The sequence below is a fragment of the Bradyrhizobium viridifuturi genome (assembly GCF_001238275.1).
GTDB classification, from domain to species: Bacteria; Pseudomonadota; Alphaproteobacteria; order Rhizobiales; family Xanthobacteraceae; genus Bradyrhizobium; species Bradyrhizobium viridifuturi.
In genome coordinates, this window is the sequence record NZ_LGTB01000045.1 from 49,697 (window position 1) to 71,536 (window position 21,840).

The window sequence follows — 21,840 nt, forward strand, 5'->3', positions numbered from 1 at the left end:
TTTTAGCGGCAACTAGCCGGTCCGGAACGGCCCGATTCACGGCTGCGCGGGTCGGCGCGGTCACCCCACGGCGCGATCAATCAATGGAAATACGCAGCAACAATTGCCCGCCGTGGCGGACATCCTGTCGCATGGTCGCGGTGGTCTGCGGCGCTACTGCACGTCGAGCGGTTCGGTCCCGGTTGCCTGGCCGGAGGCGTCGGTGGTGATCTTGTCGACCCGGGCTTCGGCCTGGCGCAGCAATTCCTCACAGCGCCGCTTCAATGCCTCGCCGCGCTCGTAGATCGCGACCGATTCCTCAAGCGGGACCTTGCCGTCCTCGAGCCGCTTGACGATCGATTCGAGTTCTTCGATCGCGCGTTCAAAGGAGAGTTTCTTGACGTCGGCTTGAGTATTTTCGGCCATTATATGTTCCCAGTGCGCCGATCAGACCGTGATCGGATCTTGTCGTCCAAGCATGACCCGTCGCGGGCCATGCTTGCCCCGGCGCAGAATCAATCGAATTTTTGCGGGCGTATTGTGGCGGGGATTTAGGCGCCCATCAATGCGGTGACGTGAGATGCCACCGACTCTTTCAGGCCCTCGAGGTCGTAGCCGCCCTCCAGGACGGAGACGACGCGCCCGCCGGCGCTCTTGTCGGCGAGATCCATCAGCTTGCGCGTGACCCAGCCGAAATCCTCGCCCGTCAGGTTGATCGAGGCCAGGGGATCGCGGTGATGCGCATCGAAGCCGGCCGAGATGACGACCAGTTCGGGCGAGAATTTTTCGAGCTGCGGCAGGATCAGGTTCTCGAACGCGGAGCGGAATTTGGCGCCGCCGTCGCCGGGCGCGAGCGGTGCGTTGACGACGGTGTCGTGCTCGCCGCGCTCGCCTGACGCGCCGGTGCCCGGAAAAAGCGGCATCTGATGCGTCGAGCAGTACATCACGGTCGGATCGGCCCAGAAGATGTCCTGAGTGCCGTTGCCGTGATGGACGTCGAAATCGATGATGGCGGCGCGCTTGATGCCGTATTTGCGCTGCGCGTGGCGCGCGGCGATCGCGACATTGTCGAAGAAGCAGAAGCCCATCGGCGTCGATTTCTCGGCGTGATGCCCGGGCGGGCGCACCGCGACGAAGGCGTTCTGGTGCTTGCCCTCCATCACCGCATCGGTGGCGGCCACCGCGCCGCCGACGCCGCGCATCACGGCTTCCCAGGTGCCGGGCGACATCGAGGTGTCGCCGTCGATATAGATCATGCCCGAAGTCGGCGCGATGTGGCGCAGTTCGCCGACATAGTGCTCACCATTGCAGAGCAGCACGGTGTCGAGGTCGCCTTCCGGCGCGAGGTCGCGCACCAGTGCCTTGAAGCGGTCTTCGCCGAGCACCTCGGCAACCGCGCGCAGCCGGTCGGGGCGTTCGGGATGTCCGGGTGGGGTCAGGTGATCGAGGCAGGCGGAGTGCGTCAGAAGCAGGGTCATGCAAATTCCCGGCGCAATGGAGGCGCGTGCGAGGACTCATGATCCGGAAACATGCGCAGCGGGTTTCCGAGGATCATTCGCGAACGACCCCTAATCTAGGCCGTTACCCGCCCACCGGAAAGGCCCAAGCTTCGATCTCGCCGTATCGTTCCGCTCGCCCGCTCGACAGGGAGTGCCCAGGTTGCGGCTCAATTGATCCGTTCGATGCGCTTTCCGGCCGTCGGGCCGACCGGGCTGTTGGCCTTGAAGTAGGCATAGAGCGCATCGACGTCGTAGATGCCGAACTGCTGCGCCGTTCCTTCCTTGAACACGGTGAAGCCGTCTCCGCCCTCGGCGAGATAATTGTTCACGGTGACGCGGTAGCTCGCGGCCGGGTCGATCGGCTTGCCGTCGAGCGACATCCGGGCGGCGATGATGCGCGCGCCGTCGCCCTTGCTCGCATCCCATGCATAGGCAAAGCCCTTCGAGACCTGCAGGGCGCGCGGCCGCTTCGGGTCGGCCCATTGCTGCTCCAGCACGTCCTTGAGCTGCTTGCCGCTCAGCGTCATCGTCACCAGCTGGTTGCGGAACGGCTGGCTTGCGAAGATGTCGGCATAGGTGACCGCGCCGTCCTCGCGCTTGACGATGTCGGTGCGGACGCCGCCCGGATTGGTGAAGGCGATCACCGCGCCGCCATTCGGCTCCGAAGCGGTCGCTGCGAGCTGCGCGTCGGCGACGATATCGCCGAGCACGCTTTCGCCGGTCTCGCCGGGGGTGCGCGAGAGCGTCTCGGTGACCGAGCCGGCGGCGCGGTTGGCGATCGGTGCGGCCAGCCGGTCATAGGATTCCAGGAGCGCGCTCTGCTCGGGATCCTTGGCGATGCCGCCGATCTTCACGATAGTGTTGTTGGCCTTGGCGCTGATCACGTCATGGCTCTTCGGATCGAGCTGAAGATCGATCGCGGTGACCAGCGTGCCGTATTTGTCGCCTGACGTGACGAGCCGCCCGTCGATCTCGCAGACATAGGCCTGATGGGTGTGGCCGGAGATCACGACGTCGACCGCGCGATCGAACTTCTTGACGATGTCGACGATCGGTCCTGAGATCCCGGGGCATTCATTATAGTCGCCGGTCGGAAAGCCGCCTTCGTGGATCAAGACCACGATCGCCTCGACGCCCTTCGCCTTCAACTCGGGAACCAACGCATTGACGGTCTCGGCCTCGTCGCGGAATTCGAGGCTGGCGACGCCGGCCGGCGACACCAGGTTCGGCGTGTTCTTTAGCGTCAAGCCGATGAAGGCGACCGGAATGCCGTCGAATTCCTTGATCTCGTAGGGCGGAAACACCGTCTTGCCGGTGGCCTTGTCGATCGTGGAGGCGGCGAGATAGCGGAATTTGGCGCCCGTGAACGGGTGCGGGCCCTGGCACTTGTCGACCGGATGGCAGCCGCCATTCTGCATCCTCAGCAGCTCGTTCTTGCCCTCGTCGAATTCGTGATTGCCGACCGAGGAGATCGCAAGCCCCATCATCGAGAGCGACTCGATGGTCGGCTCGTCATGAAACATCGCCGACAGAAACGGGCTCGCGCCGATCAGGTCCCCGGCCGCGACGAAGATATTGTTCTTGTGGCCTTCGCGCAGTTGCTTGACCAGGGTGGCGATCCGCTCCGATCCGCCGGCGGGCACCATCATCTTCCTGGTCGCATCAGCGGGATCGGTGATGCGGATGCCGCCGGGAGGCGGCCGCAGATAGCCGTGGAAATCGTTGATCGCGAGAATGCGCAAATCCACCGGCGCTGCGGCACTCTGCGCCAGGCAAGGGCCAGTCGCAGCGAGGCCAAGCGCGCAGAGCGCGGCGAATAGCGTAAGGCGGGGCTGTCTCATGACCGGTCTATGGAACACACGATCATGGCGCGACGCCACTACAATTTTGCGACGCTTCGTTTCAATTCCGGCGCTTCGTTCAATCTTTGGGGCGCGCCATGAATGCCTTGAACGCGGCGATCGCTTCGTTGGAGCGCATCCGCTCGCTGAACAGGTGGTTCTCCTGCTCGATGCGACGGGTGACGTCCTCCGGCGGCAGCCGGATCAGGCGCCGCGAGGTTGCCACCGCCTCCGCCGGCAGCGCACAGATCTCGCGCGCGACCTTGTGCGCCTCGACCTCGGCATGGCCCGGCGCCACCACGGTGTTGACGAAGCCGGCGACGCGGGCGCGTCGGCCGACATGGTGCGGCCCATCACCAGCATCGCGAAGGCGCGCTGGTGGCCCATCATGCGCGGCATCAACAGGCTGGAGGCGCCTTCCGGCACCAGGCCGAAATTGGAGAACGGCGTCGAGAACAGCGCGGTCTTGCTGGCCAGCACATAGTCGCAGTGAAACAGCATCGTGGTGCCGATGCCCATCGCGACGCCGTCGACCGCGGCGATGATAGGCTTCACATTGTGGGCCAACGAATACAGGAACTTGACGAGGTCGGAGGCGGGCGGCGCCTCGCCGGCCGAGGTGCCCTGCGCGAGCAGGTCCTCGATGTCGTTGCCGGCGGTGAAGACGCCGGAGCCGCCGGTGATGATCAGGCAGCGAATCTTCGGATTGTTCTGCGCCTTGTCGATCGCGTCGCTGATCGCGCGAAACATCTCCTGGGTGATCGCGTTCTTCTTTTCGGGCCTGCGCAGCCGGATCACGCGTGTGGCGACTTCGTCGGTGACTATGACATGCGCGGTCATCAAGCGGTCCCAGGGTCGGCCGGCGGCGTCGCCGGGCGGAGTCATGCCGCTATCCTACATGATCCCGCGCAGGCCCCAAGCGTTCAGGGGTGTTCGAGGCCGCTTTTCCCCCTGCGCGAGCATGACGACAGCGCAATGCAGTCAACCGGAATTTCGCGATCCGCGGGCCAGCCAACGGGATGCTGTCGCACGATCCCAGACGTGTCCGCTCAGCCGCGTCCGACAAACGAGCCGATGCCGCGGCCGATCGCCGCGCCGTGCTGCAGGAGCGCACCGAGATGATCGCCGGGGACCGACATCGCATACAGGCCGTTCTCCGCGGCAAAGCGCTGCATCGGCGCATGCGGTCCGTCGTCCTGTCCGTTCCACAGCAGCACCGGCACGCGCGAGGACAGCACGGCGTCCTTGGCGCCGTCGACCTGGCCGAGCGCGTCGAAGCAGGCGCGCACGCCGCCTTCGAGATCGGGCGTCACCCATTCGGCGAGCTCGGGCACCGTGCGGCGGGCAAAGGTGATGAAGGCGCCATAGGTCAGCGGGCCGGCGTTGCCGCGCGGGAGTCCGGTGAGAAAGTCCCAGCCGCCGATCGCCAGCGATGCCAGCCGCGCCGGGAAAACCGGGCGACGCCGACCGCGACCCAGCCGCCCATCGAGTGTCCGACCACATGGGCGCGCTCGTCGCCGAGATCGTCGATCACGGCAACGATATCGCCGGCGCGCTGCGCCTGATCATAGAACTCGGGATCGGCGGGCTTGTCGCTCAAGCCGTGTCCAAGCGAATCGACGCAGACCACGCGGAAGCGATCCGCAAGCGCGTCGACCACGCCGCATTGCTTCCAGCTCGCCGCGTCGAGCAGCAGGCCGTGCTGCAGTACGATCAGCGGCCCGGATCCTTCGACGGTGTAATGGATGCGCTGGCCCCGGTGATTGGCAAAAGGCATTGATAGAGTTCCCCACGTTTCACCTGAGGTGAGCGTGGAGACGGGCTGTTTCAAGGCCTCGTTCCGAAATGGGAACCATTCCGCAATGGCGTTGCGCGCAGAGCTCTCAGCCGCCCCACACGGTGGCCTCGCTCCAGCCGAGCTCCCTGAACTCGGCTTCCCGGAGCGGGGCTTCGCCGGCGGCGAAGAATTCGTCGAGCTGCGGCGGCTTGACCGTGGTTTCGGACAGCATCGCGTGGGCCTGGCCGCGATGATGGATCTGGTGCTGGAACAGATGCATCAGCAGGCGGTCACGCCGCTCGGTCTGTACCGATGTGTCGCGATTGACCTTCACCACTTCATCGAGCCGGCCCGGCGTCAGCGCATCGCAGTGCACGATCAGCCGCTGGTCGATTGCGCGCTGCGCGCCTTGCAATGCCGCGACCGACGGGTAGGGAACTTCATTGGCCCACGCCCTCGGCCCGAGCCAGCCGCCTTCGAGCGCGTCGACATAGAAGAGATCGATGACATGGATATGGTTCAGCGTCGCCTGCAGGCTCGGGAAGAAGCCGGTCCGGGCCGCCGCGAACTCCGCCTGGTTGAGGCTGGCGCATGCCGTGAGCAGGCGATGATTGGCCCAGGCATTGTTGTACGCAAAAGCTCGAAAGGTCTGAACGAGGCTCGCAGGCATTTCGGTCCTCACTGGAGTGACTGCGTCGGGATCGGGGATGTCTTGGTGCTTGCGCGGAGGTCCTGATCCCCGCATAGCTGGTCCGGTCCGTCGCGGAACTATGTGTGAGGGCTGCAGGCAAATGCAACTGGCAAAGAATGTCATCGACGTCGGCCTCTCGACCAACAATCTCGAGCCGATGCTGCGGTTCTGGCAGCAGGATGCCGGGCTGCGCTTCGATCATGTGCTGCCGATCCGGCGCGGGCAGAAGCAGTACCGGCACGACGCGCACGGTTCGGTCATCAAGCTCAACCATCATGTCGAGCCGCTGCCCGATGCGGCACCGAGCGGCTATCGCGAGCTGATCGTCGCGCGTGAGGGAATTGCGGCGCCGCGGCGCATGGCCGACCCCGACGGCAACAGCGTTTGTCTCGTCGCGCCCGGACACGACGGCATCACCGGGATCGCGGTCGCGATGGCAGTGCGCGACCTCGCCGCGCACCGCAGGTTCTACGGCGACATCCTCGGCTTCGCTGAGCAATCCTGGTCGGGCGGCCCGGCCTTTCGCCTCGGCGACAGTCTGATCCTGCTCAGGGAAGATCGCGCCGCGAGTGTCGATCAAACCCGGCAGGCGCGCGGCTGGCGGTACATCACGTTGCAGGTTGCCGACATCGACACCGTGCATGACGAGCTGCGCGCCAAGGGCGTGCGCGAGGGCCTCGCGCCGGTAACGCTCGGCGAGGTCGCGCGGATCTCCATGATCCTCGATCCCGACGGCAACTGGATCGAGCTGTCCCGCCGCGCATCGATCGTCGGCAGCTTGTAAGCGGCAGATTTTCCGCCCGCCAGGCGGCACCGATGCTATGATCGCGCGGACACATACTCCGTTTTGATGATCGCTTCATGCAGTCGCTTTTCAGGCCGCGGCGGTTTCATCGATTTCGACGAGCGGCCATCGGCTCGGCTTGCCTGCTGCTGTGCGTCCGCGTGGCCGGCGCAGAACCGATCGGCAATCCGGCGCTGACGCCGACCGGGCAACACGCCGAGCCAGTGCAAACTGAAACCGCTCGTCCGAATCCGACTGTCGGAGAGAACAGCGGCGAGGCCGATCGGCGGGCGCGGACCGGCAATCCTCATCCGCTCCGTCTTCGGCGCCAGCACCAGCGGGTCCGAAGCTTGATGGGCCGCAGCAATATTGCAAGGCGTTGGAGGAAGCCGCATTGGAGAACGGCCTGCCGCCGGATTTCTTGGTCCGGCTGATCTGGCAGGAAAGCAATTTCGATCCGAATTCGGTCAGCCGGGCCGGTGCTCAGGGGATCGCCCAGTTCATGCCCGGCACCGCGCGTTGGCGCGGGCTGGCTGATCCGTTCGAGCCTTTGCCTGCGTTGCAGGAGTCGGCACGCTGGCTCCGCGAGCTGCGCGCGCAGTTCGGCAATCTCGGCCTCGCGGCGGCTGCCTATAATGGCGGCCCGCGGCGCGTTCAGGATTGGCTGGCGGGGCGCGGCAACCTGCCGGGCGAAACCCGCGCCTATGTCATGATCATCACCGGCAAGTCAGCCGAGGAATGGGCGCAGAATTCGGTGGAGGACCGGGTCCACACCGACGCTGCGCTGGCCTGCGGTGACATCGTGCGCGGCCTGCTGATCAGGGCGCTACCTGCGGCTCCAAAGCAATCCGTGACACTCGCAGAGCAAGCCGCGTGGGGTCCTTGGGGCCTTCAATTGGCCGGCGGCCCGTCGCAATCCGGGGTCCTCGCCGACTACCAGCAACTTCAGAAACGATTTGCGCCCGTGCTCGGCGATCGCGCGCCGCTTGTTCTGAGATCGCATATGGCCGGGCCGGGCTCGGCCACCTGGTATCTGCTCCGGGTCGCCGAGACGACCCGTGAGCGCGCCAATCAGCTCTGCGCACGACTCGAGGCGATCGGCGGCCGCTGCCTGGTGTTTCGAAACTAGGCGATGCGCGTTGCCGGTCGCCGCGATCGACGGCGCGATCAGAGTTAATTCGGGACAGAACCCTCGACCGCAAATGTGCGGTACCTGGCATATTTCTCGCCGACGGCTCGAACCTGCACATAGGCTGGATCGTTTCGCCAGGCCCAAAGCGCCTCCATGCTCGGATACATATAGATGACGACGCGCTTCGGCGGATCGCCGTCAACGGCAACGACTTGCGAACCGGTTGCCGCCGCGCCCGCGGCCGCAACCAGCTTCCCGCCATGTGCCTTGATGATCTGCCTCGCCTTGGGGAGATACTCCTTCGCGTAACCATCGGGATCGGTCACGTCGATCTGGCCGATCAGATAGGCGGGCTGTCTTGCTTCGCCGTGGAGCGCTTCGTTGCCGAGCGCGCCGAAGGCTGTGCACGTCAACATGACCAGACCGATCTTGCATCGCGAATTCATGCGGTCCTCCTGATGCCAGTGCCGCAAGCCGTAGCCTGAGAGGACTCTCCACAGCGCACTCTGTATGTCCAATGCATATATTCTCTCAAATCTTATGCCCGAATGATATAAAGGGGTATGAACCTTCGACAGGCCCTCACGTTCGTGACCGTGGCCGAACTCGGCACGGTCTCAAAGGCAGCGGTGCGGTTGCGCGTCGCCCAGCCCGCTTTGTCCAGGCAGATCATCGCTCTCGAGCAGGAACTCGGCCTGCGGCTGTTCGATCGCGTCGGGCGCCGGCTGCTGTTGACCGGTGAAGGCGAGCAGTTGATTGCGGGCTGCCGGCTGCTGCTCAGCAGCGTCAGTTCGCTGAAAGAGCAGGCTCAGCTGCTCCGCCAAGGCGACACCGGGGTTCTCAGGATCGGCGCGTCGCCGCAGCACATCGAGAGCGTGTTGTCGCCATTTCTCCACCGATACGCGGAGCGATATCCCAAGGTCGAGATCAGGATCAGGGAGGGCACCGGCAGCGAAATATTGACGATGCTCGAACGCGGAGAAATCCATCTCGGCCAGAACCTGCTGCACGCGGTCAGGCTGGACGACCAGCACTTCGGCAGCCTTCCACTTGGACCTGTGCAGTTGCTGGCGGCCTGCCATCCCGCGATGCCACTTGGTCCGCGTCGTAGCATCGAGATCGCCGACCTCGCCGGGCTTCCGTTGCTGCTGCTGGACAGCGGGTTCGGATTTCGCCGTGCCTTCGATGCAGCAAGCCGCATGTCCGGACTGAAGCCGACGATCATGTTCGAAAGCCGCAGCCCGCACACCTTGCTGGCGCTCGCCGAGGCAGGGCACGGCATAGCAATCGTTCCTTCCCAACTTCAGTGCTGGCGCTACGACGTAAGAATTGTCGGTCTCATGCATCGGCGCCGCGTGCTGCAAGAGCCGCTGACCATTTCTTGGGACAAGCGGCGTCCCTTGCCCCGTTTCGCCACTGATTATTGTGCAATGCTGGCCGCGCACATGCGCAAGACGTTTCCGATCACGCGTCCGACCGAGCCGGCCCCACCAAAAAAGCAGCGGTCGGCTCCGCGCAAGGAGCGCCCCGCCCGTCAAGCCGGGCGATGACACCGAACGAGCTGTTTGACAGGTTGAATCGAGCACGATCCCATCGTCGTCCCTGCTTTTGCAGGGACGACGGCAGTGTATGAGGTGCAACGTGTTCGTGAAAACGCCTGTGCTACGAACACAGCAATGACAGCGAAGAGATCTGTTGTCTTACCCCGCCAGCACCGCGTCCGCGCCGGTCACCGCCTCGGCGCTTTCGGTCACGGTCTTCTCCAGCGACGGCGCCTGCACGGAGATGTTCTCGGCGAAGAAGCGTGCCAATGCGACGTAGCGCTGCGGCTCGGCTTCGCCGCTTGCCTTGGCAGCGAGCGCCTCGCCGGCGAGCATGCAGCCGCCGAGCGTAGCGCCGAACAGTCGCAGATAGGGCGTCGCGCCGGCCAGCGCATCGTTCGGCGCGGAGGCGAGCCGCTCGAGCAGCCATTTGCTGCTGCGCTCGAGCGCGGCATGGGCATCGCGCAGCTTGGCGCCTGTGGTGCCGAATGCCGGATCGTTGGAGGTCTCTACCTGCTTGATGGTCGCATCGAGCTCGTCGAGCAGCGCCCACACCGAAGCGCCGCCATTGGCGCCGAGCTTGCGGGTGACGAGGTCGATCGACTGGATGCCGTTGGTGCCTTCATAGATCGAGGTGATGCGGGCATCGCGGTAATGCTGCGCGGCGCCGGTCTCCTCGATGAAGCCCATGCCGCCATGGATCTGCACGCCGAGATAGGCGACCTCGTTGCCGATGTCGGTGGAGAACGCCTTCGCGATCGGAGTCAGCAGCGCGCCGCGTGCAGCGGCGTCGGAACGGACCTTGGCGTCCTTGGCGCGCACCGAGACGTCGAGCGCGACCGCGGTGGCGTAGCAGATGGTGCGCGCCGCCGCCGTCATGCCGCGCATCTGCATCAGCATGCGCTTGACGTCGGGATGCACGATGATCGGATCCATCCCGTCGCCCTTGTGGCCGACCGCCTTGCCCTGCTTGCGCTCCTGCGCATAGGCCAGTGCCTGCTGATAGGCACGATCGGCAATGCCGACGCCCTCGAGGCCGACGCCGAGCCGGGCCTGGTTCATCATCGTGAACATGCAGCGCATGCCGGCGTTTTCCTCGCCGATCAAAAAGCCGATCGCGCCGCCCTTGTCGCCCATCGTCATGGTGCAGGTCGGCGAGGCGTGCATGCCGAGCTTGTGCTCGACGCCGCTTGCATGGATGTCGTTGCGCGCGCCGAGCGAGCCGTCCGCATTGACCATGAATTTCGGAACCAGGAACAGCGAGATGCCCTTGGTACCGGCAGGGGAATCAGGCAATCGCGCGAGCACGAAATGCACGATGTTGTCGGTCATATCGTGTTCGCCGTAGGTGATAAAGATCTTGGTGCCCTTGATGCGGTAGGTTCCGTCACCAGCGCGTTCGGCGCGGGTGCGCAGCGCGCCGACGTCGGAGCCGGCGTTGGGCTCGGTGAGTTGCATCGTGCCGGTCCATTCGCCGGTGACGAGCTTCTCGAGATAGATCTTCTTCAGCTCGGCGCTGCCATGGGCATCGAGCGCTTCGATCGCGGACAGCGTCAGCAGCGGGCAGAGGCCGAAGGCGACATTCGATGCGCTCCAGATCTCGGTGCAGGCGGCGTTGATCGCGAGCGGCAGGCCCTGGCCGCCGAACGCTTCCGGCCCGGACACCGCGTTCCACCCCGCGGCGGTCCAGCGCTGGTAAGCGTCGGGCCAGCCGGGAGCAGTGGTCACCTTGCCGTTGTCGAGCTTGATGCCGTGCTCATCGCCGACCTTGTTCAGCGGCGCCAGCACATCGGAGGCAAATTTGCGGCTTCTTCCAATACCGCAGCGGTGATGTCGCCATCGAAATCGCCGTAGTGGCCGGCCTCGACGGCGGCCGCAAGCCCCGCACCGTGATTGAGGGACAAGAGGATATCGTTGATCGGCGCACGGTAGGTCATGGCGTTACTCCCGACGAGGCGTTTGCGAATTGTCATCCCATGAAACCGGCAGGCTCTCAACTGTCCGAACGGACATCGCGCGGTCAGTTTCGGCCCCCGCAGCGGCGCTCATCGATAAGAGCAGCTTCATCATCCCACCGGTTTCGTGCGTTTTCGCCCTCCGCCCTGTTGAAATGGCGGGACTCACCCTATAGACCGGCGTTGCCTTCAATCGGCGCGTTGGGGCGTAGCCAAGCGGTAAGGCAGCGGATTTTGATTCCGCCATTCGGAGGTTCGATCCCTCCCGCCCCAGCCAATTTAACGCATTGATATTCCATGAGATTTTTGTTGCTTTCGATCTGCGGCTCTGAATGGCGGTAGCAGCCGCATTCTGAACGTCCGTTGCCGCTTGGTTCGCAAGCATGTGGGTTTCACTTCCTCTAAGTTGCCCGCCACTCTCATAATTGGATCTCAGGGGCGCTGCCCTTCGCGCGCGCAGGGTAAAGCGCGGGCCGGCGCCGGCGCCGCCCCGAGCGGTCTCCCCGGTCTTGCGCGCTCATTTCAACCTGCCGTCGTCGGGCTTCATGACACATGCTTGACCCGCTCTTCGACCGGCCCTCGCGGGCGGGAGAGGGCCCCTAGGTCGAGGCGCCGAACAGCTTGCGCACTGCCGGCAACCACTCGCCAGTCATCGTGAACTCAAGTCCCAGTCGTGCTCCGTAGGCGATAGCCAGCATCGTTACCGGCGCCGAAACCGCAAGGGTCGAGAACGCGGTCAGACCCTGACCGATGGTGCACCCCATCGACATGATCCCACCGATGCCCATCAGAAGCGCGCCGGTCATATGACGCTTCAATTCGCGAGCATCGTCGCACGCCTCCCATCGGAAGCCGTGCGCCAGCAGTGCCGCGGCGAAAGAGCCCGCGACCACGCCTGCAGTGGAGCCGATGCCGAAATTCAGGCGCGCGCCAGAGAAAGTGGCGATGTAGAGGATGGTGTCGCCAAGAGGGGCGACAAAAGTGAGCGAGGAGACGCGGGCGGGGTCGAACTCGTCGTCCGCGAGCCATCCCGTCGCAAACCAGCCGAACGCGATCGCGCCACCGACTGCAAGCCCGGACGTCAATAGCCGTGGCGATCGGATAACCTTGCCATCTGCGAGTGCCCAGAAGGCGAGAGCGCCTGCAATGGACACGACGAGGATTGCACGCATCGTGCTCCCGGCGCCCAAAAGCGATGTCAGCGTCTGGTCACTGCCTTCGGAGAGGCGCAGCGACAACGGCTCGATCAGCCTCACGCGCAGCATGCCGGTGATGCCCCGCATGGTCGCGAGCGCCGACAGGCCGAGCACGAGAAAGACCACGATGGCTCGCAGGTCGCCGCCGCCGACGCGCACCAGTGTGCCGAAGCCACAGGTGCCGACCAGAGCCATGCCGACGCCGAACATCAGTCCGCCGATGATCGCTCCACCAAGCCCGATCGATGTCGTGAGATAGATCGACCGCGACAGGTCGACGACACCGAATGTTGCGAGCGCCTGCGTTGCCAGCAGCGCCACGGCTGCGGCGAGTGCAAAGGATTTCAGCCGGCGATAGTCCGATCCGAAGAACGCATCCTCGAGCATCGCGAGCGTGCAGAAACGGCCTGCGCGGCCGGCAACACCGAGGACGGCGCCGGCGGCAAGTCCGCATGCGAATGCTATGGTCGACGGATTGAGCATTCCTCCTGACGATGTGGTTCTGCGTTACGGTCAGTCTGCGCCGGGGAGTTACCAAAATCCAGCGCGGAAAACTACCGGCGCCGTCGGCGGACCGGCTCACAGAACACGTCGTAGATGGTCGTCAGTATCTTGCGGACGTCCTCGTTGGCGAGACTGTAGTAAATCGCTTTACCGTCGCGACGGGTCGTCACCAGCCGGTCGAGCCTCAGCCGCGCAAGTTGCTGCGAGACGGTCGACTGCCGCTCGCCCAGGAACTGTTCGAGCTCGGTCACGGATTTCTCGCCCTCGGCGAGGATGCAGAGCAGCAGCAATCGCGACTCGTGCGACAGCGCCTTGAGCATGTCGCTGGCCTCGCGCGCCTTTTCGATCATCTGCTCGAGCTCGGCGGAGCCTCGATCTCCTTCAGCTTCGGCAATGTCATCGCGTCAAATTCCCCTGAGCAAAGTCTTCGAGAGCGGTTACGTTCTTCCTGGCTTCGATCCTGTGTCGGACAAGATCCGGTCCAACAGGCCGAAGAAGAAGGTATCCCCCGGATAGCCGCGAATACGTCCTATCTCGCGGCCTTCCTTTACCACGACGAAGGTCGGCGTGAAAACGCCGGGATCGATTCCGGCGAGATCGGCGGGCAGGGGGCTGTTCAGGTCGACCCGGCGCAGCGGTGCGGCCTGGCTTTCCTCCGTCCTGGCATAGATCGGTGCGATTTCGGCATCGAAGCGCGCGCACCACACGCAGCCGGGCCGCTCGAACATGATGAGCTCGGCCGCGCGCGATTCCGTCGGGGGCAGCACGAGCCCGACAGTGACTGCGAGCTGTGCGAGGATTCGTTTCATTGGGGTGACGGGTCTCTGGACTTCCTGGACGCTTTATATCATTAAATTCGTATGTGTGCTATGGATGAGGCCAAATGACCTTGGACGTCACGCTTGGCGCGGCCTTTATCGCAGGTCTGCTGTCGTTTCTGTCGCCCTGCATCCTGCCCCTGGTGCCGCCCTTCCTTTGCTACATGGCCGGCGTTTCGGTCACGGATCTGTCCGAAGACAGGCTTGATCTGCGGCCGCGCGTCCTGATCTCGGCACTGGCGTTCGTCGCAGGTTTTTCGCTGGTCTTCGTCGCGCTCGGCTCGACCGCGTCGCTCGCGGGGCGGTTCATTTCGGCGCATCTGTCGACGCTCGGCATCGTCGCCGGGGGGCTGATCATCGTGATGGGCCTGCATTTCCTGGGTGTGCTCAGGATTCCGTTGCTCTATCGCAGCGCGACGGTGCAGGTCGGCAACCGGCCGGCCGGCGTGGCGGGAGCATTCGTCATGGGTCTGGCGTTCGCGTTCGGCTGGACACCCTGCGCAGGTCCCATTCTCGCCGCGGTCCTGCTGATGGCGGGTTCGGAGGACACGACGGGGCGAGGGGCGCTGCTGCTGTTGGCCTATTCGGTCGGCACCGGCATCCCCTTCCTGATCGCGGCCGCCTTCACCGGTCGTTTCATCACGCTGCTCGGGCGCGCGCGCGGCATCTCGGCCTGGTCGAGAAGACGATGGGCATCTTCCTGGTCATGACCGGCCTGATGTTCCTGAGCGGCCTGATGCCGGCGGTGTCGGAATGGTTGCTAGAGCGATTCCCCGGCCTCACCAGCATCGGCTGACATTCAGCCGAAGCGGAAATCGAGCAATTGGGCGTAGGACTGCAACTCGATCACGTAACGATGCACGAGCGGCCCGTCGCCAGCCATTGCCGCATGCGCGATCTCGCCGCTGCTCGCGATCGCGCCGTCAATCAGGCGGCGGAACTCGCTCTTCTCGGCGATCTCGGGACTTGCCCATTCGTTGCAGCGCTGCAAACGATCGCGGAATGCGCTTGCCGCGGCGACGATGTCCTCGGCGTTCGCAGCCGCCGGATGCTCGCCATACCGCGTGGCTGCAGCACGCAGCTTTTCCATCGCCGGCGCAATCTCGAAAACGCAGTCGCCGAGATCGTAGAGGCCCGAGCGACGCCTGAACTCATGAAAGGAGTGGCGAAGCGCAAGCAGCTCCCGGCCCGCGCCGACCGTGTCTCCGCTGTCCAGTGCATGGGTGACGGCCGTGAGCCGCTCGCGCCCCCGGCTGAGAAAGTCCAACACTTCGGCCGGCGCGTAGGCAGGCAGGGGACCGGCTGGTCCAACCCGCTTCCACGCGGCCATCGCCTCGTCGGCCTCGATCTGCGCAAGTGCAACGTTTCCGGTACGCGCATAGCTCGCCGCGGTGCGCAGATTCGCCGTGATCGTCCCCATTGCGGATGCGAAATCGGGCGGCTTGCCGGCCTCCGCGCCGAGAACGAGCGCGGTCGAAGCCAGCCATGTCAGCAGGGCGATGATGCAGCGCAAGATCGAAATCCGTTGTCATATTCTTGTATTTGAATATCATAATAAAAATGACCGATACGCAAGATCTTCCTGAGCGCAAAACCCCGGTGACCTCTAGCGCGCCCACAAGGCGCAGCTTTCTCGTTTTGACATCGGGCGCTGCCATTGCTGCAGGCTGCGGTCCGGCCGTGGCAGAGCCTGCGCTCGGAGAAGACGGGCTCTACCACGAGCCGTGGTTTCTTCAGAGCTTCCTCGATCTGCGTGAGGACCTCGACAGTGCTGCAGCAAACGGCAAGCGCCTCGCCGTCATGTGGGAGTTGCGCGGCTGCCCCTACTGCCGCGAGACCCACTTGACGAATTTCGCCGATGCCGGAATCTCGAAATATATCCGCGACAATTTCGAAGTGCTGCAGCTCAATCTGGTCGGCTCCCGCAAGGTCACGGATTTCGATCGCGAGGAATTGTCCGAGAAGGACCTCGCGCAGAAATACGGGATCAGATTCACCCCGACGTTCCAGTTCTTCCCGCAGTCGTCCGATGGAATCGAAGCGAAGGAAGCGGCCGCACGCGAAGTTGCGCGGGCACCGGGTTATCTCAAGCCGCCGCATTTCCTGGCGATGTTTCGCTTCGTGCGGGAACGGGCCTATGAGCGTGGCTCGTTCCGGGATTTCCTCGCCGCAAATGGATAGCGAAGAGCGTCTTGCGAATTTCGCTTGACGCATTCGATTGCATCAACATATCGTAATAGATGAATTTGATGGATTGTTAGTCCATCGTCATCAAAGGCGGGCGTAACCCGTCATGAGGGTAGGAAACATGCGGCGCTCGCTTGTGGCTGCGTTTGCACTGTGTCTGTCGGCAGGCGGCGCGCTTGCCCAGCAATCGGCTGTGGAGCCGATCAAGCTCGATGTCGTCAACGACTCGCTTCCGAAGTCATTGACTGGCACGCCCGGTAATGCCGGGGCCGGCAAGAAGGTGTTTTTGACGCGCACGCTCGGCAACTGCCTGGCTTGCCATCAGGTCACCAGCCTGAAATCCGAGGAATTCCACGGCGAGTTCGGTCCGTCGCTCGACGGCGTGGCCGGCCGCTACAACGAGGCGCAGTTGCGCCTCATCGTTGCCGATCCCAAGCGCATCTTCACCAACACGGTCATGCCGGCGTTCTTCAAGAACGACGGCCTGAGCCGGGTGCGCCCGGAATTCGTCGGCAAATCCATCCTGACGGCCGCGCAGGTCGAGGACGTCATCGCATTTCTCAAGACGCTGAACTGACGGCGAGAAGGAGCAGGAATGAAAGCCATCAATCGACGGCAGGCTTTTGCGCTCGGAGGCGGCTTTGTCGTGCTGACCTTGATGCCCATGGCAGCCGACGCGGAGGTGACGAACGACGCGGCGAAGTGGATCGAGAAATTCACCGGCGGCAAGCAACCTGCCAAAGGCAAGATCTCGCTCGACCTGCCTGAGATCGCGGAGAATGGCAATACCGTGCCGCTCTCGATCAACATCGAGAGTTCGATGACCGCCGACTCCTACGTCAAGGAAGTCATGATTATCGCGGACGGCAACCCGAATGCCGGCGTCGCAACCCTGTCCTTCACGCCACTGTCGGGCAAGGCGGAAGCATCGATCCGGATCCGGCTCGCGACCACCCAGAACGTGGTTGCGATCGCGAAGATGAGCGACGGGTCGCTGTTCGCGGAGCAGAAGATCGTGAAGGTCACAATCGGCGGCTGCGGCGGCTAAGGGTGCAGGAGAGGAAAGATGGCAGATAAACCGCGCATCAAGCTTCCAAAGGAAGCGGCCAAGGGCGAGGTCGTCCAGATCAAGACCCTGGTTTCGCATATCATGGAGTCGGGCCAGCGCAAGGATGCGCAGGGCAAGACCATTCCACGCAAGATCATCAACAAGTTCGCCTGCGAGTTCAACGGCAAGCCGGTGTTCTCCTGCGCGCTGGAGCCGGCGATCTCCGCCAACCCCTACATCCAGTTCGACGCCAGAATCGACGAGGCGGGAACGTTCAAGTTCTCCTGGACCGACGACGACGGCACGGTGATCACGGCTGAAGAGAAGATCGCGCTCAAGGCGTGATGCGCATCGCGCATTGAGGGAGGGCTCGAATGGCGCCGCGACATGTTGGGATAGCTGCTGCGATCGTGGCCGTCGCATCAATTGCGACGGTCGCGCTCGCGCAGGATGCCGAGCGCAAGGGCATCCCGGCGCCGCCCGGCCACGTCTTCAAGACCATCATCTCCGGCTACGAGTTTCGCAGCAAGGAGACCCGTGCGCTGCAGGACGACGATCTAGAAAATCCGGGCTTTCTCGCCGTCGAGCGGGCGGCGGACGTCTGGAAGAAGGTCGAGGGCAGTGAAGGCAAATCCTGCATGAGCTGCCATGGCGAAGCCGAGACCAGCATGAAGGGCGTCGGCGCCACCATGCCGAAATGGGACGACAAGCTGAAGAAGCCGGTCAATCTCGAGCAGCGCATCAACATCTGCCGCACCGAGCACATGAAGGCGGAGCCCTGGAAGTTCAAATCCCAGGAACTGACCGACATGACCACCTTCGTACGATACCAGTCGCACGGCATGCCGGTGACGGTGAAGACCGATGGCCCGATGTCGCCGTGGTTCGAGCGCGGCAAGCAGATCTATTACACGCGCTATGGCCAGCTCGATCTCGCCTGCGAATCCTGCCACGAGCGCAACAACGGCAAGTTCATGCGCGCCGACTTCCTGAGCCAGGGCCAAACCAACGGTTTCCCGACCTATCGGTTGCGCGACCAGCGCCTGGTGCCGCTGCATGAACGCTTCGAAGGCTGCATGTTCGACGTGCGCGCCGAGCCGTTCAAGCCGCTGTCGGACGAATTCCTTGCGCTCGAACTCTACGTCGCCTGGCGCGGAATCGGGTTACCGGTCGAGACGCCGTCGGTGCGCAACTGACACGTTGAGCACGCAGGAGCATTGCGCATGATCTCTCGCCGCGAATTCATTCAGGTGGCTGCGGCAACGGCGGCACTCTCGAGCGGTGTGGGATCGGGCCTCGGCCGAGCGGTTGCCCAGCAACGCCTGACCGAGAAGGAATTGCTGGCCTTCGAGCCGCTCGGCAACGTCACGCTGGTGCATGTGACCGACATTCACGGCCAGCTGATGCCGCTCTATTTCCGCGAGCCCTCGACCAATCTCGGGGTCGGCGAGGCGAAGGGGCTGCCGCCGCACATCACCGGCAAGGAGTTTCTTGCCCGCTTCGGCATAGCGCCGGGCTCGTCGGCGGCCTACGCCTTGACGTCCGAGGATTTCGAGGCGCTGGCCAGGAGCTACGGCAGGATCGGCGGCCTCGATCGAGCCGCGACCGTGATCAAGGCGATCCGTGCCGAGCGCGGCGAGAAGGTCGTGCTGCTCGATGGTGGCGACACCTGGCAGGGATCGTGGTCGTCGCTGAAGACGCGCGGCCAGGACATGATCGACTGCATGGCGCTGCTCAAGCCCGACGCCATGACCGGGCATTGGGAATTCACCTACGGCACCGAGCGCGTCAAACAGGCCATCGAGGGGCTCGGATTCCCGTTCCTCGGCCTCAACATCCGCGACACCGAATGGAACGAAGCCGCTTTCGACGCTTCGACCATGATCGAGCGCGGCGGCGTCAAGATCGCGGTTCTCGGCCAGGCCTTCCCTTATACGCCGGTCGCCAATCCGCGCTGGATGATTCCGAACTGGTCATTTGGCGTGCGCGAGGAGGATGTCCAGGCGCAGGTCGACAAAGTCCGGAAGGGTGGTGCCCAACTCGTCGTTCTGCTTTCCCACAATGGCTTTGACGTCGATCGCAAACTCGCAAGTCGCGTCAAGGGCATCGACGTCATCCTGACCGGGCACACGCATGATGCGCTGCCCGAGGCCGTGAAGGTGGGCAAGACTCTTCTGATTGCATCGGGCTCGTCCGGAAAGTTCGTGTCACGGCTCGATCTCGACGTCCGCGACGGCGAGGTGAAGGCGTTCCGTTACAAGCTCATTCCGTTGTTCTCGGACGTGATCACGGCGGACGCCGAGATGGCCGCAAAGATCGCCGAGGTGCGCAAGCCGTTCGCGTCAGACCTCGCCAAGGTGCTCGGCAGGACGGATTCGCTGCTCTACCGGCGCGGTAATTTCAACGGCACATTCGACGATCTGATCTGCCAGGCGCTGCTGCAGGAGCGCGATGCGGAGATCGCGCTGTCGCCCGGTTTTCGCTGGGGCACCAGCGTGCTGCCCGGACAGGACATCACTTTCGAGGACGTCACCAATGCGACGGCGATCACCTATCCGGCGGTGTACCGCATGGGCATGACGGGCGCACGGCTGAAGGAGATCATCGAGGACGTCGCCGACAATCTGTTCAACGTCGATCCCTACTATCAGCAGGGCGGCGACATGGTGCGGATCGGCGGGCTGTCTTACGCGATCGATGTCGCCAGGCCGCAGGGCAGCCGCATCTCGGACATGCGGATGGTCAAGACCGGTGCGCCGATCGATCCAGGCCGGGAATATCAGGTCGCCGGCTGGGCCAGCGTCAACGAAGGAACCGAAGGACCGCCGATCTGGGAGGTCGTCGGCAACTACCTGACCCGACAGAAGACGGTTCGCCTCGAACCCAATAGAGCCGTCAAAGTCACCGGAGCGTAAGAAGCGATGTCGAAGATGGACAATCCCCGGCAATCCCGACGCAGTTTCCTGGCAGCTGGCGCCGGCGTTGCGGCGTCGGTGCTCGCGAAGCCCGCCCTGGCCGGCGGCGGGAATCCGGCGAACCAGCCGCCCAACGTCCCCGAGTGGACGAAGTCGCTCGGCGAAGGCGTCGCCGTGCGCCCCTATGGCAAACCGTCGAAGTTCGAGAAAGATGTCATCCGGCGCGACGTCGAATGGCTGACCGCCTCGCGCGAGTCCTCGGTGAGCTTCACCCCGCTGCATGAGCTCGAGGGCATCATTACGCCCAACGGGCTCTGCTTCGAGCGGCATCACGGCGGCATCGCCGAGATCGATCCGGCCGATCATCGCCTGATCATCCACGGGCTGGTGGAGCGTCCGCTGATCCTCACGTTGGAGGAGCTCAGGCGCTACCCGCGCGTCAATCGCATCCACTTCATGGAATGCGCGGCGAACTCGGGCATGGAGTGGCGCGGCGCGCAACTTAACGGCTGTCAGTTCACCCACGGCATGATCCACTGTGTGCAGTACACCGGCGCGTCGCTGCGCACGCTGCTGGAGGAAGCCGGCCTCAAGGCCAACGGCAAGTGGCTCCTGGTCGAAGGCGCCGACGCCGCTGCGATGGATCGCAGCCTGCCAATCGAGAAGGCGCTCGACGACTGCATCATCGCCTACAAGATGAATGGTGAGGCGCTCTATCCCGAGCAGGGTTATCCGATGCGGCTCGTGGTGCCGGGCTGGCAGGGCAATCTCTGGGTCAAGTGGCTGCGCCGCATCAAGGTAGGCGATCAGCCCTGGCACACGCGCGAGGAGACGTCGAAGTACACGGACCTCTTGCCGAACGGCAAGGCGCGGCGATTCACTTGGTCGATGGACGCCAAGTCGGTCATCACGAGCCCGAGTCCACAGGCGCCGATCAAGCACGGCAAGGGTTTCACGATCGTCTCGGGACTCGCCTGGAGTGGCAACGGCAAGGTCAAGCGCGTAGACGTGTCGCTCGACGGCGGCCGCAACTGGTGGCCGGCGCGTCTCGACGGCCCCGTGCTCGACAAGGCGCTGACGCGCTTCTACTACGAGTTCGACTGGAACGGCGAGCCGCTGCTGCTGCAATCGCGCGTGCAGGACGAGACCGGCTATGTGCAGCCGAGCAAGGCCGAGCTGCGCAAGATCCGTGGCGTCAACTCCATCTATCACAACAATGGCATCCAGACCTGGCATGTGCAGGCCAATGGTGAGGTCGAGAATGTCGAAGTCGCCTAAGTTCATCGCAGCCGCGTTGCTCGCTTGCGTGCTGACCGCACCCGCATCCGCGCAACAGATCGCGGACGCCAAAGGCGGACCGCGCTATCACATCGGCCGCGCGCCGACCGCGGACGAGATCCGCGGCTGGGATATCGACGTGCGGCCCGACGGCCAGGGCCTGCCGGAGGGCAAGGGCACGGTTGCGCAGGGCGAGAAGCTGTTCATGGACAATTGCTCGACCTGCCATGGCGAATTCGGCGAAGGCAACGGGCGCTGGCCGGTGCTCGCCGGCGGCAAGGAGTCGCTGACTAGCGACAACCCGGTCAAGACCGTGGGCTCGTACTGGCCTTACGCCTCGACCGTGTTCGACTATATCCGTCATGCGATGCCTTACGGCAACGCCGAGTCGCTTTCGGTCAACGAATACTACGCGCTAGTCGCCTACGTCCTGTACCTGAACGACGTTGTCACTGATCAGAATTTCGAACTGACCAATAAGAACCTCGCGACGATCAAGATGCCGAACGAGCAGGGCTTTGTAATGGACGATCGCGCGACGAGCGAGAAATCCTTCTGGCAGAAGGATCCCTGCATGAAGGATTGCATCGCGCCGGTGAAGATCACCGCGCGCGCCGCGGTCATCGATGTGACGCCTGAGGACGGCAAGGACAGAAAGTCGCGGGGCGTGGAGTGAGCTGCAGCTTGGCGAGCCG

The 21,840-nt window shown here is 63.9% G+C and carries 23 protein-coding genes, 1 tRNA gene and 3 pseudogenes; 13 read left to right on the forward strand and 14 right to left on the reverse strand.

All coding sequences use genetic code 11. The features are described 5' to 3' along the window. Positions 1–153: 153 nt before the first annotated feature. The 7 genes and pseudogenes from ALC15_RS33165 to ALC15_RS33190 all read right to left on the reverse strand — a co-directional run bounded on the left by ALC15_RS33165 (position 154) and on the right by ALC15_RS33190 (position 5,766). Positions 154–405, reverse strand: a complete 252-nt coding sequence (locus tag ALC15_RS33165; protein WP_050630923.1) for an exodeoxyribonuclease VII small subunit — start codon at positions 403–405, stop codon at positions 154–156. 125 nt (positions 406–530) lie between these two features. After that, entirely contained in the window at positions 531–1,457 is a 927-nt protein-coding gene (locus ALC15_RS33170; RefSeq protein ID WP_050630924.1) for a histone deacetylase family protein, read from the reverse strand. A gap of 188 nt (positions 1,458–1,645) precedes the next feature. Then, entirely contained in the window at positions 1,646–3,319 is a 1,674-nt protein-coding gene (locus tag ALC15_RS33175; RefSeq protein ID WP_050630925.1) for a bifunctional metallophosphatase/5'-nucleotidase, read from the reverse strand. A 79-nt stretch (positions 3,320–3,398) separates the two neighbouring features. Further along, positions 3,399–4,159 (reverse strand): annotated as a pseudogene (locus ALC15_RS33180) (crotonase/enoyl-CoA hydratase family protein). Positions 4,160–4,368: 209 nt separating this feature from the next. Beyond that, on the reverse strand, positions 4,369–4,653 hold the full coding sequence (locus tag ALC15_RS46665; protein WP_244486354.1) for a hypothetical protein: 285 nt from the start codon (positions 4,651–4,653) through the stop codon (positions 4,369–4,371). Between the two features lie 35 nt (positions 4,654–4,688). Next, positions 4,689–5,096 carry an alpha/beta fold hydrolase gene (locus tag ALC15_RS46670; protein ID WP_244486355.1) on the reverse strand — a complete coding sequence of 136 codons (408 nt, stop codon included), beginning with the start codon at positions 5,094–5,096 and terminating at the stop codon, positions 4,689–4,691. Between the two features lie 106 nt (positions 5,097–5,202). Next, the gene (locus ALC15_RS33190; protein WP_050630926.1) at positions 5,203–5,766 is read right to left on the reverse strand and encodes a DinB family protein; all 564 of its coding nucleotides are present in this window, start codon (positions 5,764–5,766) and stop codon (positions 5,203–5,205) included. A 121-nt stretch (positions 5,767–5,887) separates the two neighbouring features. Here ALC15_RS33190 and ALC15_RS33195 point away from each other — a divergent pair, with 121 nt between their 5' ends. Then, positions 5,888–6,571 (forward strand): VOC family protein, encoded by a 684-nt coding sequence (locus tag ALC15_RS33195; RefSeq protein WP_050630927.1) that lies wholly within the window; start codon positions 5,888–5,890, stop codon positions 6,569–6,571. A 35-nt stretch (positions 6,572–6,606) separates the two neighbouring features. Here ALC15_RS33195 and ALC15_RS33200 read toward each other — a convergent pair whose 3' ends face one another. After that, positions 6,607–6,906, reverse strand: a complete 300-nt coding sequence (locus ALC15_RS33200) for a hypothetical protein (RefSeq protein WP_050630928.1) — start codon at positions 6,904–6,906, stop codon at positions 6,607–6,609. Positions 6,907–6,965: 59 nt separating this feature from the next. Here ALC15_RS33200 and ALC15_RS33205 point away from each other — a divergent pair, with 59 nt between their 5' ends. Further along, complete coding sequence (locus ALC15_RS33205) at positions 6,966–7,700, forward strand: lytic transglycosylase domain-containing protein (protein WP_162240531.1); 735 nt, start codon at positions 6,966–6,968, stop codon at positions 7,698–7,700. Positions 7,701–7,744: 44 nt separating this feature from the next. On the opposite strand, the gene ALC15_RS33210 is transcribed toward ALC15_RS33205, so the two are convergent. Continuing rightward, positions 7,745–8,149 (reverse strand): DUF1330 domain-containing protein, encoded by a 405-nt coding sequence (locus ALC15_RS33210; RefSeq protein WP_244486356.1) that lies wholly within the window; start codon positions 8,147–8,149, stop codon positions 7,745–7,747. Positions 8,150–8,266: 117 nt separating this feature from the next. Here ALC15_RS33210 and ALC15_RS33215 point away from each other — a divergent pair, with 117 nt between their 5' ends. After that, positions 8,267–9,253, forward strand: a complete 987-nt coding sequence (locus tag ALC15_RS33215) for a LysR family transcriptional regulator (RefSeq protein WP_244486357.1) — start codon at positions 8,267–8,269, stop codon at positions 9,251–9,253. 150 nt (positions 9,254–9,403) lie between these two features. Here the strand turns inward: ALC15_RS33215 and ALC15_RS33220 are convergent. Beyond that, positions 9,404–11,181: pseudogene (locus tag ALC15_RS33220) on the reverse strand (acyl-CoA dehydrogenase family protein). 220 nt (positions 11,182–11,401) lie between these two features. Here ALC15_RS33220 and ALC15_RS33225 point away from each other — a divergent pair. Then, positions 11,402–11,476 (forward strand) — tRNA-Gln (locus ALC15_RS33225). A 322-nt stretch (positions 11,477–11,798) separates the two neighbouring features. Here the strand turns inward: ALC15_RS33225 and ALC15_RS33230 are convergent. The 3 genes from ALC15_RS33230 to ALC15_RS33240 form a co-directional block, all read right to left on the reverse strand. After that, positions 11,799–12,878 carry a YeeE/YedE family protein gene (locus tag ALC15_RS33230; RefSeq protein WP_050630930.1) on the reverse strand — a complete coding sequence of 360 codons (1,080 nt, stop codon included), beginning with the start codon at positions 12,876–12,878 and terminating at the stop codon, positions 11,799–11,801. 71 nt (positions 12,879–12,949) lie between these two features. Next, entirely contained in the window at positions 12,950–13,249 is a 300-nt protein-coding gene (locus ALC15_RS33235; protein ID WP_094194252.1) for an ArsR/SmtB family transcription factor, read from the reverse strand. An 87-nt stretch (positions 13,250–13,336) separates the two neighbouring features. Further along, positions 13,337–13,708: a thioredoxin domain-containing protein gene (locus tag ALC15_RS33240; protein ID WP_094194253.1), complete on the reverse strand. Its 372-nt coding sequence runs from the start codon at positions 13,706–13,708 to the stop codon at positions 13,337–13,339. A gap of 74 nt (positions 13,709–13,782) precedes the next feature. Here ALC15_RS33240 and ALC15_RS33245 point away from each other — a divergent pair. After that, positions 13,783–14,513 (forward strand): annotated as a pseudogene (locus ALC15_RS33245) (cytochrome c biogenesis CcdA family protein). A 3-nt stretch (positions 14,514–14,516) separates the two neighbouring features. Here the strand turns inward: ALC15_RS33245 and ALC15_RS33250 are convergent. Beyond that, positions 14,517–15,230, reverse strand: coding sequence for a hypothetical protein (locus ALC15_RS33250; protein WP_050630931.1), 714 nt, complete (start codon positions 15,228–15,230; stop codon positions 14,517–14,519). A gap of 47 nt (positions 15,231–15,277) precedes the next feature. On the opposite strand from ALC15_RS33250, the gene ALC15_RS33255 reads away from it, so the two are divergent. The 8 genes from ALC15_RS33255 (at position 15,278) to ALC15_RS33290 (ending at position 21,821) form a co-directional block, all read left to right on the forward strand. Further along, entirely contained in the window at positions 15,278–15,898 is a 621-nt protein-coding gene (locus ALC15_RS33255) for a SoxW family protein (protein ID WP_094194254.1), read from the forward strand. A 127-nt stretch (positions 15,899–16,025) separates the two neighbouring features. Then, complete coding sequence (soxX, locus tag ALC15_RS33260; protein WP_050630933.1) at positions 16,026–16,481, forward strand: sulfur oxidation c-type cytochrome SoxX; 456 nt, start codon at positions 16,026–16,028, stop codon at positions 16,479–16,481. 18 nt (positions 16,482–16,499) lie between these two features. Next, positions 16,500–16,952, forward strand: a complete 453-nt coding sequence (soxY, locus tag ALC15_RS33265) for a thiosulfate oxidation carrier protein SoxY (RefSeq protein ID WP_050630934.1) — start codon at positions 16,500–16,502, stop codon at positions 16,950–16,952. An 18-nt stretch (positions 16,953–16,970) separates the two neighbouring features. Next, positions 16,971–17,297, forward strand: coding sequence for a thiosulfate oxidation carrier complex protein SoxZ (soxZ, locus tag ALC15_RS33270; RefSeq protein WP_050630935.1), 327 nt, complete (start codon positions 16,971–16,973; stop codon positions 17,295–17,297). 29 nt (positions 17,298–17,326) lie between these two features. Continuing rightward, entirely contained in the window at positions 17,327–18,148 is an 822-nt protein-coding gene (soxA, locus tag ALC15_RS33275) for a sulfur oxidation c-type cytochrome SoxA (RefSeq protein WP_050630936.1), read from the forward strand. 27 nt (positions 18,149–18,175) lie between these two features. Further along, positions 18,176–19,867 carry a thiosulfohydrolase SoxB gene (gene soxB, locus ALC15_RS33280; RefSeq protein ID WP_050630937.1) on the forward strand — a complete coding sequence of 564 codons (1,692 nt, stop codon included), beginning with the start codon at positions 18,176–18,178 and terminating at the stop codon, positions 19,865–19,867. Positions 19,868–19,873: 6 nt separating this feature from the next. Further along, entirely contained in the window at positions 19,874–21,145 is a 1,272-nt protein-coding gene (gene soxC / locus ALC15_RS33285) for a sulfite dehydrogenase (protein ID WP_050630938.1), read from the forward strand. Beyond that, positions 21,129–21,821, forward strand: a complete 693-nt coding sequence (locus ALC15_RS33290; RefSeq protein ID WP_050630939.1) for a c-type cytochrome — start codon at positions 21,129–21,131, stop codon at positions 21,819–21,821. Before soxC ends, ALC15_RS33290 begins: the two co-directional genes overlap by 17 nt. Positions 21,822–21,840 lie beyond the last annotated feature (19 nt).

What these genes read in the sequence shown, in the direction of transcription:
- ALC15_RS33165 (WP_050630923.1), bottom strand. Translation starts at nt 405, where the DNA reads ATGGCCGAAAATACTCAAGCCGACGTCAAGAAACTCTCCTTTGAACGC.
- ALC15_RS33170 (WP_050630924.1), bottom strand. Translation starts at nt 1,457, where the DNA reads ATGACCCTGCTTCTGACGCACTCCGCCTGCCTCGATCACCTGACCCCA.
- ALC15_RS33175 (WP_050630925.1), bottom strand. Translation starts at nt 3,319, where the DNA reads ATGAGACAGCCCCGCCTTACGCTATTCGCCGCGCTCTGCGCGCTTGGC.
- ALC15_RS46670 (WP_244486355.1), bottom strand. Translation starts at nt 5,096, where the DNA reads ATGCCTTTTGCCAATCACCGGGGCCAGCGCATCCATTACACCGTCGAA.
- ALC15_RS33190 (WP_050630926.1), bottom strand. Translation starts at nt 5,766, where the DNA reads ATGCCTGCGAGCCTCGTTCAGACCTTTCGAGCTTTTGCGTACAACAAT.
- ALC15_RS33195 (WP_050630927.1), top strand. Translation starts at nt 5,888, where the DNA reads ATGCAACTGGCAAAGAATGTCATCGACGTCGGCCTCTCGACCAACAAT.
- ALC15_RS33210 (WP_244486356.1), bottom strand. Translation starts at nt 8,149, where the DNA reads ATGAATTCGCGATGCAAGATCGGTCTGGTCATGTTGACGTGCACAGCC.
- ALC15_RS33215 (WP_244486357.1), top strand. Translation starts at nt 8,267, where the DNA reads ATGAACCTTCGACAGGCCCTCACGTTCGTGACCGTGGCCGAACTCGGC.
- ALC15_RS33230 (WP_050630930.1), bottom strand. Translation starts at nt 12,878, where the DNA reads ATGCTCAATCCGTCGACCATAGCATTCGCATGCGGACTTGCCGCCGGC.
- ALC15_RS33235 (WP_094194252.1), bottom strand. Translation starts at nt 13,249, where the DNA reads ATGATCGAAAAGGCGCGCGAGGCCAGCGACATGCTCAAGGCGCTGTCG.
- ALC15_RS33240 (WP_094194253.1), bottom strand. Translation starts at nt 13,708, where the DNA reads ATGAAACGAATCCTCGCACAGCTCGCAGTCACTGTCGGGCTCGTGCTG.
- ALC15_RS33255 (WP_094194254.1), top strand. Translation starts at nt 15,278, where the DNA reads ATGACCGATACGCAAGATCTTCCTGAGCGCAAAACCCCGGTGACCTCT.
- soxX (WP_050630933.1), top strand. Translation starts at nt 16,026, where the DNA reads ATGCGGCGCTCGCTTGTGGCTGCGTTTGCACTGTGTCTGTCGGCAGGC.
- soxY (WP_050630934.1), top strand. Translation starts at nt 16,500, where the DNA reads ATGAAAGCCATCAATCGACGGCAGGCTTTTGCGCTCGGAGGCGGCTTT.
- soxZ (WP_050630935.1), top strand. Translation starts at nt 16,971, where the DNA reads ATGGCAGATAAACCGCGCATCAAGCTTCCAAAGGAAGCGGCCAAGGGC.
- soxA (WP_050630936.1), top strand. Translation starts at nt 17,327, where the DNA reads ATGGCGCCGCGACATGTTGGGATAGCTGCTGCGATCGTGGCCGTCGCA.
- soxB (WP_050630937.1), top strand. Translation starts at nt 18,176, where the DNA reads ATGATCTCTCGCCGCGAATTCATTCAGGTGGCTGCGGCAACGGCGGCA.
- soxC (WP_050630938.1), top strand. Translation starts at nt 19,874, where the DNA reads ATGTCGAAGATGGACAATCCCCGGCAATCCCGACGCAGTTTCCTGGCA.
- ALC15_RS33290 (WP_050630939.1), top strand. Translation starts at nt 21,129, where the DNA reads ATGTCGAAGTCGCCTAAGTTCATCGCAGCCGCGTTGCTCGCTTGCGTG.